This is a genomic window from Polynucleobacter sp. HIN5, from assembly GCF_030297555.1.
Taxonomy (GTDB): domain Bacteria; phylum Pseudomonadota; class Gammaproteobacteria; order Burkholderiales; family Burkholderiaceae; genus Polynucleobacter.
Genome location: NZ_AP028136.1, coordinates 1,210,711 through 1,225,283, shown reverse-complemented (window position 1 = coordinate 1,225,283; position 14,573 = coordinate 1,210,711). Strand labels below are relative to the sequence as shown.

At 49.4% G+C, this 14,573-nt stretch carries 14 protein-coding genes; 12 read left to right on the top strand and 2 right to left on the bottom strand.

Features of this window, described 5'->3' with window-relative positions; all coding sequences use genetic code 11:
* The first annotated feature begins 5 nt into the window (after window positions 1-5).
* The 10 genes from nuoH to QUE61_RS06415 all read left to right on the top strand — a co-directional run bounded on the left by nuoH (window position 6) and on the right by QUE61_RS06415 (window position 9,381).
* A complete protein-coding gene (gene nuoH / locus QUE61_RS06460; RefSeq protein WP_286306443.1) occupies window positions 6-1,079 on the top strand; it encodes an NADH-quinone oxidoreductase subunit NuoH in 1,074 nt (357 codons plus the stop codon).
* Window positions 1,080-1,084: 5 nt separating this feature from the next.
* Window positions 1,085-1,576 carry an NADH-quinone oxidoreductase subunit NuoI gene (nuoI, locus tag QUE61_RS06455; RefSeq protein ID WP_108508728.1) on the top strand — a complete coding sequence of 164 codons (492 nt, stop codon included), beginning with the start codon at window positions 1,085-1,087 and terminating at the stop codon, window positions 1,574-1,576.
* A 7-nt stretch (window positions 1,577-1,583) separates the two neighbouring features.
* Window positions 1,584-2,246, top strand: a complete 663-nt coding sequence (locus QUE61_RS06450; protein WP_286306442.1) for an NADH-quinone oxidoreductase subunit J — start codon at window positions 1,584-1,586, stop codon at window positions 2,244-2,246.
* Window positions 2,243-2,551 (top strand): NADH-quinone oxidoreductase subunit NuoK, encoded by a 309-nt coding sequence (nuoK, locus tag QUE61_RS06445; RefSeq protein WP_108508726.1) that lies wholly within the window; start codon window positions 2,243-2,245, stop codon window positions 2,549-2,551. The genes QUE61_RS06450 and nuoK overlap by 4 nt, the downstream gene beginning before the upstream one ends.
* Window positions 2,552-2,556: 5 nt before the next feature.
* On the top strand, window positions 2,557-4,599 hold the full coding sequence (gene nuoL / locus QUE61_RS06440; protein WP_286306441.1) for an NADH-quinone oxidoreductase subunit L: 2,043 nt from the start codon (window positions 2,557-2,559) through the stop codon (window positions 4,597-4,599).
* Between the two features lie 12 nt (window positions 4,600-4,611).
* Entirely contained in the window at window positions 4,612-6,078 is a 1,467-nt protein-coding gene (locus QUE61_RS06435) for an NADH-quinone oxidoreductase subunit M (RefSeq protein WP_286306440.1), read from the top strand.
* 13 nt (window positions 6,079-6,091) lie between these two features.
* Window positions 6,092-7,582, top strand: coding sequence for an NADH-quinone oxidoreductase subunit NuoN (gene nuoN / locus QUE61_RS06430; protein WP_286306439.1), 1,491 nt, complete (start codon window positions 6,092-6,094; stop codon window positions 7,580-7,582).
* A gap of 10 nt (window positions 7,583-7,592) precedes the next feature.
* Window positions 7,593-8,171, top strand: coding sequence for an NUDIX domain-containing protein (locus tag QUE61_RS06425; protein ID WP_286306438.1), 579 nt, complete (start codon window positions 7,593-7,595; stop codon window positions 8,169-8,171).
* Between the two features lie 75 nt (window positions 8,172-8,246).
* Complete coding sequence (locus QUE61_RS06420; protein WP_286306437.1) at window positions 8,247-8,717, top strand: DUF1178 family protein; 471 nt, start codon at window positions 8,247-8,249, stop codon at window positions 8,715-8,717.
* 34 nt (window positions 8,718-8,751) lie between these two features.
* Window positions 8,752-9,381 carry a trimeric intracellular cation channel family protein gene (locus QUE61_RS06415; protein WP_286306436.1) on the top strand — a complete coding sequence of 210 codons (630 nt, stop codon included), beginning with the start codon at window positions 8,752-8,754 and terminating at the stop codon, window positions 9,379-9,381.
* Window positions 9,382-9,391: 10 nt separating this feature from the next.
* Here the strand turns inward: QUE61_RS06415 and QUE61_RS06410 are convergent, their stop codons facing one another.
* Entirely contained in the window at window positions 9,392-10,912 is a 1,521-nt protein-coding gene (locus tag QUE61_RS06410; protein WP_286306434.1) for a CoA-acylating methylmalonate-semialdehyde dehydrogenase, read from the bottom strand.
* 144 nt (window positions 10,913-11,056) lie between these two features.
* On the opposite strand from QUE61_RS06410, the gene QUE61_RS06405 reads away from it, so the two are divergent.
* Window positions 11,057-12,178, top strand: a complete 1,122-nt coding sequence (locus QUE61_RS06405; RefSeq protein ID WP_286306433.1) for an NADH:flavin oxidoreductase/NADH oxidase — start codon at window positions 11,057-11,059, stop codon at window positions 12,176-12,178.
* Between the two features lie 35 nt (window positions 12,179-12,213).
* Window positions 12,214-13,203, top strand: coding sequence for a Bug family tripartite tricarboxylate transporter substrate binding protein (locus QUE61_RS06400; protein WP_286306432.1), 990 nt, complete (start codon window positions 12,214-12,216; stop codon window positions 13,201-13,203).
* Here QUE61_RS06400 and QUE61_RS06395 read toward each other — a convergent pair.
* Window positions 13,190-14,509 carry an amidase gene (locus tag QUE61_RS06395; RefSeq protein ID WP_286306431.1) on the bottom strand — a complete coding sequence of 440 codons (1,320 nt, stop codon included), beginning with the start codon at window positions 14,507-14,509 and terminating at the stop codon, window positions 13,190-13,192. The genes QUE61_RS06400 and QUE61_RS06395 overlap by 14 nt on opposite strands.
* Between the last annotated feature and the right edge of the window lie 64 nt (window positions 14,510-14,573).

Sequence of the window (14,573 nt, the reverse complement as noted above, 5' to 3'; positions counted from 1 at the left end):
TAGCTATGGGCAACTGGATCGATCTCATTACTAGCCATGGTGAACAACTGTTTGGTTCGTTCTGGCCTTTGGTTTGGAGCCTAGCGAAGATCCTGATCATCGTATTACCCATCTTTGGTGCAGTCGCTTACCTCACGCTGTGGGAGCGCAAGTTGATTGGCTGGATGCACATCCGCTTAGGCCCTAATCGGGTTGGTCCCCTTGGTTTACTCCAGCCAATCGCGGATGCATTAAAGCTCCTGATGAAGGAAATCGTCTCTCCAACACGAGCAAGCCATACCCTCTACATCATTGCCCCATTGATGGTGCTAACCCCTGCGCTTGCTGCATGGGCAGTGGTGCCATTTCAGGCAGACTTGGTTCTAGCGGATGTAAACGCGGGTCTCCTATATGTCATGGCTATTACCTCGGTGGGTGTGTATGGCGTGATCTTGGCAGGGTGGGCTTCAAACTCGAAGTACCCATTCTTAGGTGCCATGCGTGCTTCTGCTCAAATGATTTCTTACGAAATTGCCATGGGTTTAGCTTTGGTCACCGTATTAATGGTGGCCGGCTCATTAAATCTCAGTAACATCGTGCGCTCCCAAGAAGTTGGCATCTTCGCCGACATGGGCTTGAATTTCTTGTCGTGGAACTGGCTGCCTTTGTTGCCGATGTTTGTGATCTATTTCATATCTGGGGTTGCAGAAACCAATCGTCATCCATTTGACGTTGTGGAAGGGGAGTCTGAGATTGTTGCGGGCCATATGGTGGAGTACTCCGGTATGGCCTTTGCCTTATTTTTCTTGGCCGAATACGCCAATATGATTCTGATTGCTGCCCTAACCTCGATTATGTTTTTGGGCGGTTGGTTGCCAATCCTTGATCTACCCATCTTACGCGACATCCCAGGATTCTTTTGGTTATTTGCGAAGATCTTTTTTGTGCTCTCGTGCTTTATTTGGTTGCGAGCTTCATTGCCGCGGTATCGCTATGACCAAATTATGCGTTTGGGCTGGAAGATCTTTATTCCGCTAACTGTGGTTTGGGTATTGTTGGTTGGGGCCTGGATTTTGTCCCCCTGGAACATTTGGAGCTAATCACTATGTTCAAGCGCGCCTCTCAGTTTCTCAATAGCTTAATGCTCAAAGATGTTCTTAAAGGAATGTCGATTACTGGGCGTTATTTATTTAAACCCAAGATTACGATTCAGTATCCGGAAGAGAAGACCCCATTGTCACCCCGTTTTCGTGGCTTACATGCGCTGCGTCGCTATCCCAATGGGGAAGAGCGTTGCATTGCATGCAAACTGTGTGAAGCCGTTTGCCCGGCTCTGGCAATCTCGATTGAGTCTGATCAGCGTGAGGATGGTACCCGCCGAACAACGCGCTATGACATCGACCTTACTAAATGCATTTTCTGTGGCTATTGTGAAGAGGCTTGTCCGGTAGACGCCATTGTTGAGACGAATATTTTTGAGTATTTCGGCGATAAGCGCGGTGATTTGTATTTCACCAAGGAGATGTTGCTGGCAGTCGGTGATGAATACGAAAAGCAAATTGCAGCCAACCGAGAGGCGGATGCGCCATACCGTTGATTGATTTATGACCCTCGACCCTAATTTCATCTTCTCAGCTTTTTTTTACGCCTTCGCGGCACTGTTGGTGATTTCCGCATTGCGGGTCATTACGGTTCCCAATCCTGTGCACGCAGCCTTATTCTTGGTTTTGGCATTCTTTAGTGCCTCGGGTATCTGGATGTTACTCAAGGCCGAGTTCTTGAGTCTGATTCTGATCCTGGTCTACGTAGGTGCTGTGATGGTGCTGTTCTTATTCGTGGTGATGATGCTCGATTTGGATCTTGCGCATCTCCGACGTGATTTCAAGAAGTATCTACCACTCGCCATGCTAATTGGTGTGGTGATCATCTTGCAACTCTCGATCGTATTAATCCGCGGCTTTATTGGGACTACCGCACCCGTGAATGTCTTGCCCGATGTAGTGGCAGCAAATAATACCCAAGCCCTTGGTTATTTAATGTTTACAGAATACATTTATGCCTTTGAGGTCGCAGGCATTGTCTTATTGGTCGCCATCATCGCAGCTGTTGCCCTCACACTGCGCAAACGCAAAGATGTCAAAGGGCAAAATATTGCAGATCAAGTTGCAGTTTCCGCTAAAGATCGGATGCGGATTGTCTCGATGGATGCTGAGCGTGATGCCAAGCAAGACCTCAAGTCTCGAACCAAACCAGGTGATCCAGCATGACCATCACCCTTGCTCATTATTTAGTTCTCGGCGCCATTCTGTTTGCAATCAGCGTCGTCGGCATTTTCCTGAATCGACGTAACGTGATCATCCTCTTGATGGCAATTGAGTTGATGTTGCTTGCTGTCAATATGAACTTTGTGGCGTTCTCCCATTACTTAGGTGATATGGCCGGTCAGGTATTTGTATTTTTTATTCTGACCGTAGCTGCAGCAGAGGCTGCAATTGGTTTGGCAATCTTGGTGGTTCTATTCCGCAAAGTTGACACAATTAATACCGAAGATCTCGACCATCTCAAAGGCTAGTTGACATGACCACTGCTTTAACAACTGCCCATCTTTGTGCGATTCCACTAGCCCCGCTAGTGGGAGCGGCGTTTGCAGGACTATTAGGCACGAAGTTCTTTGGCAATCGGATTGGTCAAGTGGCATCCCAATCGATCACCATTTTGGGGGTCGCAATTGCATTCTTGCTGTCGTGCTGGGTTTTATATGAGGTAATGAACGGCTATTACTTCGATGGTAGCGTCTACACCTGGATGAAGATTGGCGAGTTGAGTTTTGATATTGGTTTTCTGATTGATCCATTGACCGCCGTGATGATGGTGGTGGTGACCTTTGTCTCTCTGATGGTTCACATTTACACCATTGGCTATATGGCAGGTGAGGAGGGCTATAACCGTTTCTTTGCGTACATCTCCTTGTTCACCTTTGCGATGTTGATGCTCGTTATGAGCAATAACATGCTGCAGTTATTCTTTGGCTGGGAGGCGGTTGGCGTTGTTTCTTATCTGTTGATTGGTTTCTATTACGATCGGCCTACCGCGATTTTTGCCAACATGAAGGCCTTCTTGGTCAACCGGGTGGGCGACTTTGGGTTCATCTTGGGGATTGGGCTATTACTTGCGGCCACTGGCTCGATGAACTACGCCGATATCTTTGCCCAAAATACTGTCTTAGCAGCGCAGACTGTCCCAGGAACAAACTGGAATCTGATCACTGCCGCTTGTATCTGTCTATTTATTGGGGCAATGGGTAAGTCAGCGCAGTTTCCATTGCATGTTTGGTTGCCGGATTCGATGGAAGGTCCAACCCCAATATCTGCGTTGATTCATGCGGCGACGATGGTGACCGCGGGTATTTTTATGGTGACCCGCATGTCGCCATTGTTTGAGCTCTCCGATGTTGCCTTGAGCTTCATTCTGGTGATGGGCTCAATCACCGCACTCTTCATGGGATTCTTAGGAATCGTGCAAACCGATATCAAGCGTGTGGTAGCGTATTCAACGCTCTCGCAATTGGGCTATATGACCGTTGCGCTCGGCGTCTCTGCCTATCCAATTGCTATATTCCATTTAATGACCCATGCCTTCTTTAAGGCCTTGCTGTTCTTAGGCGCGGGTAGTGTGATCATTGGAATGCATCACGAGCAGGACATGCGCAAGATGGGCGGCCTCTGGAAATACATGCCAATTACCTGTTTGATGATGTTGATTGGTTCCTTGGCATTGATTGGCACACCATTCTTCTCGGGCTTTTACTCCAAAGACTCGATTATTGAGGCGGTGGCAGCAAGCACCATCCCTGGATCGGGCTTTGCATACTTTGCAGTGATGGCGAGTGTCTTCGTGACCGCTTTGTATTCCTTCCGCCTCTACTTTTATGTCTTCCATGGTAAAGAGCGCTTTGGTCATGATCATGGCCATCACCATTCGCATGATGCGCACGATGAGCATCATCATGGTCTTGCACCAGGCGAGAAGCCTCACGAGTCACCCTGGGTGATCACCTTGCCGTTGATTGCATTGGCAATTCCTTCGGTGATTATTGGTTACTACACCATTGATCCCATGTTGTTTGGTAGTTTCTTTGGGGACGCGATCTATATTGATGAGGCTAAGCATCCTACGCTCGCAATGTTTGCATCCCATTTCCACGGGCCAGTGGCGATGGCCTTGCATGGCTTTACGACCCCCGTGTTTATTTTGTTGGTCTTGGGTGTCTTAGTAGCAGCCATCTGCTACCTGTGGGCTACATCCTTGCCCGAGAAAATCGCTAAGACCTTTGCCCCGATCAAGACCCTATTGGATAACAAGTATTACCTTGATGATTTGAATCAATGGATTTTTGCAAAGGGCGCGCTGCTGATTGGTGGCGGCTTATGGAAGCAGGGCGATCAACGAGTCATTGATGGTTTTGTGGTGAACGGTAGCGCTCATTTGGTTGGTAAGTTCTCTGGGGTGATCCGTCATTTGCAGTCAGGTTATCTCTATCACTATGCCTTTGCCATGATCGTCGGTTTGATTGGCTTAATGGCCTGGATTTTGTATACCCATATTTACATTGCTTACTAAGTACACCTGGTCATGATTCTTTCTTACGCGATTTGGATTCCGATTGTTTTTGGCCTGATGATTTTGGTCTATGGCTCTGAGCGTCCATCTGCCGGCGTGAAGTATTTGGCCTTGTTTGGGGCTATTTTGGGCTTTATTGCCACCTTACCCCTAATCGCTAACTTTGACATTGCCAATGCTGGCATGCAGTTTGTGGAAAAGAATAGTTGGATTCCACGCTACGACATTAACTATCACTTGGGTGTGGATGGTATCTCGGTATGGTTTGTGGTCTTGACCGCCTTTATCAACATCTTTGTGGTGATCGCTGCTTGGGAGGTGATTACCGAGAAGGCCTCGCAATACTATGCCGCCTTCATGATTTTGTCGGGCCTCATGATTGGGGTGTTCTCGGCGCTTGACGGCCTGCTGTTTTACATCTTCTTTGAGGCAACACTTATTCCGATGTACATCATCATCGGAGTATGGGGTGGACAAAACCGCATCTATGCCGCATTTAAGTTCTTCCTCTATACCCTGTTGGGATCATTATTGGCACTGGTCGCCATTTTGTATCTCTACAACCTAACCAATACCTTTGACTTGCTCACCTGGCACCGAGCAAAGTTGGATATTGTGGAACAGGTACTGATCTTTATTGCTTTCTTCATAGCCTTTGCCGTGAAGGTACCGATGTGGCCTCTGCATACTTGGTTGCCCGATGTTCACGTTGAGGCACCGACCGGTGGCTCGGTGGTGCTGGCGGCCATTATGTTGAAGCTCGGTGCTTATGGATTCTTGCGGTTCTCGTTGCCGATTGCGCCAGATGCCAGCATCCTTTTAGGACCGATCATTATTTTCTTATCCCTAGTGGCGGTGATCTACGTTGGTTTGGTGGCACTGGTTCAGCAAGATATGAAGAAGTTGGTGGCGTACTCCTCAATTGCGCACATGGGTTTTGTGACCCTAGGGTTTTTTATCTTCAGTCCTCTCGGTATTGAGGGCGGCATTATTCAAATGATCTCGCACGGATTTGTATCGGGCGCGATGTTCTTAGCCATTGGCGTTTTATACGACCGTATGCACACTCGTCAGATCGCCGATTACGGTGGTGTGGTGCATCGGATGCCAAAGTTCTCGGCATTTATGGTCCTCATGGCGATGGCCAATTGCGGTTTGCCAGCAACCTCGGGTTTTGTGGGGGAGTTTATGGTGATCCTGGCCGCCGTTGATTACGACTTCATGATTGGTCTGCTGTCAGCGACCGCATTAATCCTTGGCGCTGCTTACTCCCTATGGATGGTTAAGCGCGTGATCTTTGGTGCGATCACTAATCCAGAGGTCGAGAAGCTTGAAGACCTCAACGGCCGCGAGTTTTTTATGTTTATTGTTCTATCGCTCTGCGTGATTGGCATGGGCGTGTATCCCAAACCCTTTACCGACATTATTCATCCGGCAGTGATGCAATTGCTCGAACATGTCGCGATTAGCAAACTCTGAGTAAGGTTACTGAATGGATACTTTTGACCTCATTGCGATTGCTCCTGAACTGATTTTGGCCTTTGTCGCCAGTGATTTATTGTTGACCAGTGCCTTTATTAAAGAGAAGAGGGATCATATCGCCAGTGATGTATTTCATACGCCACGGGCAGCATCCTTTGTGTATTTCTGTTCCTGCTTACTCTTAATTGGCTTGGGCATTGCGTTTTTAAGCAGAATGATTGATCTGCCGTACTTTGCCATGGCCGGTCTGTTCCAGTCCGATCCAATCGCCAATCTACTCAAAGCAGGGTGCTGCTTTGCGCTACTGATTAGCCTGATTTACTCCAAGCAGTATTTAATTGATCGAGGGCTCTTCCGACCCGATTTCTTGGTCCTCACCTTATTTGCCTTATTAGGGCAATTGGTTTTGATCTCCGCATCAAACCTCATTACTTTGTATCTGGGTCTTGAGCTGATGGCTCTATCAACCTATGGTTTGGTAGCGATGCGTCATTCCAGTGGCCTATCCTCCGAGGCGGCGATTAAGTACTTTGTATTAGGCGCCTTGGCATCCGGATTCTTGCTCTATGGCATGTCAATGATCTACGGTGTGACCGGATCACTGGATCTCTTGGAGATCTTACGTTCACTCCTTGATCCCCGCATTAATCATCTCATCATGGCGTTTGGCCTGGTCTTTATTGTGGCTGGCGTCGCCTTTAAGTTTGGTGTAGTGCCATTTCATATGTGGGTACCCGATGTTTATCAGGGTGCTCCGACCGCAGTCACCTTGTTAATTGCGGCGGCTCCAAAGCTCGCTGCCTTTGCCCTCCTGTTCCGCCTGCTGATCAATACCTTATTACCGTTGATCTCTGATTGGCAGCCGATGTTGATGATTCTTGCGGTTCTATCGTTGGTGATCGGTAATATTACGGCGATCGCTCAAACCAATATCAAGCGGATGTTGGCGTACTCAGCGATTGCGCAGATGGGCTTTGTGCTGCTTGGCATGCTCTCGATTTTTGATGATCACGCCTTTAGTGCCTCGATGTTCTACGTGATTGCCTATGTGATCACCACCTTAGGCACTTTCGGCTTGTTGATGGTTTTATCGCGCAAGGGCTACGATTGCGACACCCTGGAAGGTTTGAAGGGTCTCAATCGCAAGCACCCATGGTATGCCTTTATTGGCCTCATTATGATGTTCTCCCTAGCTGGAGTACCTCCCACCTTGGGCTTTGCAGCCAAACTCTCTGTTTTGGAAGCATTGGTTGATGCTGATTACATTGCACTGGCTGTGATTGCGGTGATCGCATCGCTGATTGGTGCTTTTTATTACCTGCGCGTAGTGAAGGTCATGTATTTTGATGAACCAAGCCATGAGCATTCGGTAACTGGTTCAGGGATTGTAAAAGGGGTATTGGGTCTCAATGGCTTAATGGTTCTCCTGTTAGGCGTATTCCCGGCAGGCCTTATGGCCCTTTGCCTCAATATCATGCGCAATACCCTCATCGGTTCTTAATGGTGTTGGTATGAGCGAGAAATCGTTTCAAGATCTCGCGGATACCGATGATCATTTAGTCGAGAAGCGCGTATCGGGTGAGGATGTTTACACTGGCATCTTTTTAAAGATGAAGCGCGATACGGTGTTGCTACCAGACGGGCAGCAAGCCCTGCGGGAGTATCTCGAGCATCCGGGCGCGGTTGCTATTTTGCCAATCTTGAAGGACGGACGAGTCGTGGTAGAGCGTCAATACCGCTATCCCATTGAGCAAGCCGTGATTGAGATTCCGGCGGGTAAGCTTAACTTAGGGGAGGACCCCTTACTCTGTGCACAACGGGAGTTGCAAGAGGAAACTGGCTACGTCGCAAAACGATGGAGCAAGATTCGGCGGATTCATCCAGTGATTTCATATTCCACCGAGTTCATCGATATTTACCTGGCAGAGGGTTTAACCGCCGGCCCAGCGCGTCTTGATGCCGAAGAGTTTTTAGATGTTTTTGCTGCGCCCCTTGAGGAGTTGATCGAGTGGGTAGAGAACGGCACGATTACGGATGTGAAGACCATCATCTCGCTGTACTGGCTCGATCGCCAACGGCGACTGCGTTAAGGGCTTAAAATGGCAATATCGACAAATATGTCATGTTGCTATTGAATATCCAACCTTCATCCCCATCTGTTCTTCATGAAAGTCTATAACTTAGCCTGCGATCTCGAGCATCATTTTGAGGGGTGGTTTGCCTCCGAGCATGACTTTTTATCGCAACAAGTCAGTGGCAAATTGTGCTGCCCGGTCTGTGATAGTGCACATGTTAGTCGCTTACCATCGGCCCCTCGTATTGGCGGTAGGGTAAGTTCTGAAGAACCGTCGGCCGTTGAACCAAGTCAAAGCATTGCTTTATCCAATGCGGATCATGGACAGCTTGAGCGTCAGATCCAAGCAACCTTCATGAAAGCGATGCGGGAGTTGGTTGGTAAATCGGAGGATGTTGGTGCAGCCTTTGCCGAGGAGGCCAGGAAGATTCATTACAAAGAGTCGCCCGAGCGCAGCATCCGGGGGCAGACCAGTGCCGATGAGGTGATGGCATTACGCGAAGAGGGAATTGATGTCCTTGCACTCCCTGAAATGCCGGTCCTCAAAAATACTTTGCAATAATTACTCCTTCTTCACAATCGATTAAAAGGGCTCCATGGAAGAGCTAGGTTTTTGGGTAGGCATTATTGCTTCCGCAGCCTTTGCGGTTACCGGCGTTTTAGCAATCTCTGATCGAGGCGTGGATCTCTTTGGCGTTTTGGTGCTTGGCATCATCACTGCGATTGGTGGCGGCACGATTCGGGATGTGATTCTGGGAGTGCCCGTGTTTTGGGCAGATGCCCCCATCTATATTCTGGTGGCAGCGATTGCCAGCATCATTACCTTCTACGCAGAATCCACTTTATCTCAGCCTCAACTGTACAAGGCCATTCTTTACATCGACGGCTTAGGAGCGGCTCTGTTTGGTATCCAAGGCGCCGATAAGGCTTGGCATTATGACTTTGTTGGATCGGCAGCAGCGATCATTCTAGGCGTGGTCACCGCCATTGGTGGGGGACTCATTCGCGATGTATTAGCAGGACGCAAAACCTTATTGATGTCCTATGAGCTCTATGCGATCCCCGTATCACTCGGTTGCATGCTTTATGTCTTGCTCTTGAACTACTTTCCTGAGCATGCGATGGTCGGATCGATTGCCTGCATCGTACTGATCTTTGCGTTTCGCTCGGCTGCGATCTACTGGAACCTGAAAGTTCCAGTGATGTTCATCTCACGCAAGAAGTAAACGACTCGTTTTATTTGGAGGTGGGCATCACAAACTCTGCCCCCTTGGAGATACTCTCTGGCCAGCGTTGCATCACACTCTTTTGCTTGGTGTAAAAACGCACACCTTCTTTGCCATACGCATGGGTGTCGCCGAATAGAGAACGCTTCCAGCCACCAAAACCATGCCAAGCCATTGGTACTGGAATGGGCACATTAATCCCCACCATGCCAACCAGAACGCGCCGTGCAAATTCACGGGCGATATTGCCATCGCTGGTAAAGCAGGCTACGCCGTTGCCATATTCATGGGCATTAACCAGCTCAAGCGCTTCACTAAAGTTGGCAACCCGTACACACGACAAGACTGGCCCAAAGATTTCTTCTTTGTAGATGGTCATCTCTGGGGTGACCTGATCAAAGAGTGTGCCCCCGAGCCAGAATCCATTCTCATAGCCAGGCACTTTGAGCCCACGACCATCAACCAATAGCTTGGCGCCACCACTGACGCCCTTATCGATATAGCCAGAAATGCGCTCGAGCGCAGCCTTGGTCACAATCGGACCCATTTCAGCATCGAGCTCTAGGCCATTTTTTACTTTGAGGGTCTTGGTGCGCTCAATGAGTTTAGGCATGACTTTCTCAGCCGCATCGCCAACGAGTACGGCAACCGAGATGGCCATGCAACGCTCACCCGCGGATCCGTATGCCGCGCCAACTAAGGCATCCACCGCTTTATCAATATCGGCATCGGGCATCACTACCATGTGGTTCTTGGCGCCACCGAGGGCCTGAACGCGTTTACCAAAGTGGGCACCACGCTCGTAAATGTAATTAGCGATTGGTGTGGAGCCTACAAAACTCACTGCACGGACATCGGGATTTTCTAAGAGAGCATCAACTGCCTCTTTATCGCCTTGCACCACATTAAATACGCCATCGGGGAGACCCGCTTCTTTTAGGAGGCGTGCTAAGAGTAAAGAAGCCGATGGGTCAGTTGGACTCGGCTTGAGGATGAAGGTGTTGCCGCAGGCAATCGCAACGGGGAACATCCACATTGGTACCATCACCGGAAAATTAAAGGGCGTAATGCCTGCGACCACACCTAAGGGTTGGCGCATCACCCAGTTATCAATATCGGTTGAGACCTGTTCGGTGTAATCGCCCTTGAGGAGTTCAGGAATGGCAGTAGCAAATTCCAGAATCTCAATTCCACGGGTGACTTCCCCTTGGGCATCGGTGAACACTTTGCCGTGCTCAGCGGTAATGATGGCAGCCAGTTCATCGCGATGACGATTTAAGAGCTCTAAGTATTTAAACAAGATGCGCGCGCGCCGCAGTGGGGAGGTGTTTGCCCAGGCTGGGAAGGCGGCTTGTGCAGAAGCCACCGCTTGATTGACATCGGCTTTGCTGGCCAATGCCACGCGGCGCGAGATGCTCCCCTTGGCAGGGTTATAGACATCGGCAAAGCGGCTACCTTGGGGCAAGACCATTTGGCCACCAATGTAATGAGCAATATCTTCTTTAATTTCAAAGGCTTGGGGAGCATTCATGGTATGGGTGTCTCTTGAAAGTGGGTGGGTGGTAATCGAATGGCTTACCAACGCATTGGTTATCAAAGCTATTGGTATCATTTTAATCGTTTCAGATAAACCCGTAAGCGGGTCACTTCCACACCCTAATCCAACACACCGCCCATGAGCCTCCTCTTTTCTCCTTATTCACTTTCAGCCCCCAAAGGATCTCTTACATTAGCTAATCGGGTGGTGGTAGCGCCGATGTGTCAATACTCTGCGCAGGAGGGTCAGGCGACCGATTGGCATCTGATGCATTGGGGTAATTTACTTAATAGTGGCGCCGGACTTTTTATCATCGAGGCTACTGCAGTGAGCCCTGAGGGCAGAATCACTCCCTATTGCTTGGGGCTATGGGATCAAGCAACTCAAAGCGCGCTACACAGCACCTTAGAGCGCGCCAAACAATTGGCACCCAAGACCCCAGTGTTCATCCAACTGGCCCATGCTGGCCGCAAAGCATCGAGTGCAGCCCCATGGCAGGGCGGTCAGCTATTACCAATCACTCAAGGTGGCTGGGAAACCCAAGGGCCTTCCGATATTCCGCAATTGGAGGGTGAGCGACCACCGCATGCCTTGAAGGTGGAGGAGATTGAGCAGATCATTCATGAGTTTGCGATTGCCGCCAAGCGCGCAGAAGAAATTGGTATCGATGGAATCGAACTTCATGCTGCTCACGGATATCTACTTCATCAATTTCTATCGCCGATTGCCAATCAGCGCCAAGACCAATACGGTGGATCACTTGAGAACCGGATGCGTTTTGTCTTGGAATTATTTGCAGCAGTCCGCGCTCAGTGGCAGGGTGTGTTGGGCGCGCGTCTCTCGGCCAGTGATTGGATCGAGGGTGGCTGGTCGCTTGATGAATCCATCGAGCTCACAAAACAACTGAGCGCATTGGGCTGCGATTACATCCATGTCTCTTCGGGAGGAATTTCTCCGAAGCAGCAAATTAAGTTAGGCCCAAACTATCAAGTGCCATTTGCGAAAGCGATTAAAGCAGCAACTGGGATGCCAACCATGACCGTTGGTCTCATTACCGATCCAAAGCAAGCTGAGACCATCCTCGAAAACCAAGAGGCTGATTTAATTGCACTGGCTCGCGCATTCTTATACAAGCCCCGTTGGGCGTGGGAGGCAGCAGCCGCCTTAGGAGGGCAAGTGAGTGCCAGTCCACAATACTGGCGCTGCTTACCGAGGGAAGCGCAAAGCGTCTTCGTGGAAGCAAAGATGGGGCAGCGTTAGAATGAAATTCATCATAACTACAAGAGGAGACTGCGATGACCACAAAAAGAGTACTTAAGACGCTCGTCGTTACCATATTAGGTATTGTTCTGGGTTTTGTTGCACCCTATAAAGCGATTGCTCAAAATTTTCCGGATCGAGCGATCACGATCGTCGTCCCAGTTCCTCCGGGTGGTTTGGTTGATGCATCAGCACGTTTATTGAGTGAGCCATTAGCACGTGTGATTGGCCAATCGATTGTGATTGATAATCGCCAGGGAGCGAGTGGCAATATTGCCTATCAATACGTTGCCCGCAGCAAACCGGACGGCTACACCTTGCTAGCCTCTTACTCCGGGTACCACGCAGCCAATCCTCTTCTCATGGATAAGTTAAATTGGGATCCCTTTAAAGACTTTACGCCAATTGCTTTATTAACGGTCGCTATGAACGTCATTGCGATTCATCCCTCGGTTCCTGTGAACAACCTAAAAGAATTTATTGCGTATGCCAAAGCAAACCCAGGGAAGTTGAACTACGCCTCTCAAGGAAATGGCTCGGTCTCGCACATTGGAACTGAGATTTTTGAGCAAGCAACGGATATCAAATTAACTCACATTCCCTATAAAGGGTCTGGGCAAGCGATTCAGGATGTATTGGCTGGACAAGTGCAAGTCTTTATCACGACCCCGCCCTCGGTCATGGGCCACATTCAAGGCGGTAGGTTAAAGGCGCTAGCAGTTACTGGTAAAGCCCGGCACCCAATGATGCCCAATGTGCCAACGGTTGCTGAGGCAGGATTGCCAGGATTTGAGCTGGAGTCATGGGTTGCGCTATATGCTCCCGCAGGAACCCCAACGCCGATTGTGAGCAAATTAACGCAGGATGTAAAAAAAGCCTTAGAACTGCCAGAAGCTAAACAACGGGCAGATGCCGCAGGAATTGAGCTACGTTATTTAAATCCACAGGCAACCGATGCCTTGCTAAAAAGAGAAATTGCGTTAACGCAAAAAGCGATTAAAGCAGCAAACATCAAGATTGATTAATTGCAAATGGATCCGAGAGTTGTTGGGCGAGAGCGCTTGCAGCGCTGAGCAATAGGCGATCTTGCCCGGGTCCCGCAACCAGCGTGACTCCAACTGGTAGACCATTAGGTCCGGCAGTAACTGTCAGATTTATGCACGGCAAACCAAGTAGGGTCCAGCCGCGACTAAAAATGGGATCGCCGGTTTGCTCCAAGGTCTTTGGGGCCTCACCGGGTGCGCTTGGTGCAATCAAAATATCAACCTGATCCTCAAAGAGTTGCTTGATGGCAGCTCGGGCTAATTTAGCCTTGAGGAGTGCGTCATGGTATTGGTCATACGCAATCGCATCGCCGCGCTCAATAATCGCTTTGAGGGTTGGGCTAATTTGATCAAAATGATTGAGCTTTTCAAAGGTAAAACTTTTGGCCATCTCAAAAAGCATGATCGTGGTTTGGGTCTCACTCAGCTTGGTGCAATCCATCGGTAGGGTAATTTCTCCAACACCGCCTTTGGCAAACCCCTTCGCTGCAAAACCAGCGAGTGAGAGGGCGGCAGCAGTTTCAGCCTGAGCATGAGCAAAATCATCGGTCTTGCAAATCCCAACGCGGATCTTGGACTCTAAGGGAGCAATGTTCATCAGATCATGATCAGCCGACATCGCAGCAACGCCTAAAGCCACATCCGATACGATGCGGCCAAAAACACCAAGCGTATCGAGGGATACCGATAGGCTCTTGACCCCACCAATACTAATCTTGCCGTAGCTGGGTTTATAGCCAACTACACCACAGTAACTCGCTGGCCGAATAATCGAGGCGGCCGTTTGGCTCCCTGTCGCAAGAGGGACCATACAATCCGCAACCGCTGCAGCAGAGCCGCTCGAAGATCCACCGGGAGTGTGATCAAGATTACGTGGATTGCGGGTGGGGCCTGGTTTGAAGCTGGCAAACTCGGTGGTGACTGTTTTACCCAGAACAATTGCGCCAGCCTCACGCATCAGCGATACCGAAACTGCATCGCAGACCGGATGATTATTGCCATAGATGGGCGAGCCGTAATTGGTGGGTAGATCGTGTGTATCAAATAGATCCTTCACGCCAATAGGGAGGCCGTGCAATATCCCTTGAATCGGTCCACGATCCAGTTCACGGGCTTGGGTTTGGGCATGTATCTTGGCAAAACTTACCCACGCATGCACCTCAGGCTCACGTATCCCAATTTGATTTAAGCAATCATTGAGGAGATCCTCAGCCTTGATTTCGCGTTGGGCGAGTGCTTTTGCGGCTTGAGTGGCGCTGAGGTTAGCTAGATTTTTAAAGGATGTCATCGTTTGGGCTTAAATGCGTTTATGCTCGTGGTTTCGTTGATTGACCCTTTTAGAATACCCCATT

Bases quoted from the DNA above. Each gene is read 5' to 3' on its own strand.
- nuoH (WP_286306443.1), top strand. From the start codon at position 6: ATGGGCAACTGGATCGATCTCATTACTAGCCATGGTGAACAACTGTTT.
- nuoI (WP_108508728.1), top strand. From the start codon at position 1,085: ATGTTCAAGCGCGCCTCTCAGTTTCTCAATAGCTTAATGCTCAAAGAT.
- QUE61_RS06450 (WP_286306442.1), top strand. From the start codon at position 1,584: ATGACCCTCGACCCTAATTTCATCTTCTCAGCTTTTTTTTACGCCTTC.
- nuoK (WP_108508726.1), top strand. From the start codon at position 2,243: ATGACCATCACCCTTGCTCATTATTTAGTTCTCGGCGCCATTCTGTTT.
- nuoL (WP_286306441.1), top strand. From the start codon at position 2,557: ATGACCACTGCTTTAACAACTGCCCATCTTTGTGCGATTCCACTAGCC.
- QUE61_RS06435 (WP_286306440.1), top strand. From the start codon at position 4,612: ATGATTCTTTCTTACGCGATTTGGATTCCGATTGTTTTTGGCCTGATG.
- nuoN (WP_286306439.1), top strand. From the start codon at position 6,092: ATGGATACTTTTGACCTCATTGCGATTGCTCCTGAACTGATTTTGGCC.
- QUE61_RS06425 (WP_286306438.1), top strand. From the start codon at position 7,593: ATGAGCGAGAAATCGTTTCAAGATCTCGCGGATACCGATGATCATTTA.
- QUE61_RS06420 (WP_286306437.1), top strand. From the start codon at position 8,247: ATGAAAGTCTATAACTTAGCCTGCGATCTCGAGCATCATTTTGAGGGG.
- QUE61_RS06415 (WP_286306436.1), top strand. From the start codon at position 8,752: ATGGAAGAGCTAGGTTTTTGGGTAGGCATTATTGCTTCCGCAGCCTTT.
- QUE61_RS06410 (WP_286306434.1), bottom strand. From the start codon at position 10,912: ATGAATGCTCCCCAAGCCTTTGAAATTAAAGAAGATATTGCTCATTAC.
- QUE61_RS06405 (WP_286306433.1), top strand. From the start codon at position 11,057: ATGAGCCTCCTCTTTTCTCCTTATTCACTTTCAGCCCCCAAAGGATCT.
- QUE61_RS06400 (WP_286306432.1), top strand. From the start codon at position 12,214: ATGACCACAAAAAGAGTACTTAAGACGCTCGTCGTTACCATATTAGGT.
- QUE61_RS06395 (WP_286306431.1), bottom strand. From the start codon at position 14,509: ATGACATCCTTTAAAAATCTAGCTAACCTCAGCGCCACTCAAGCCGCA.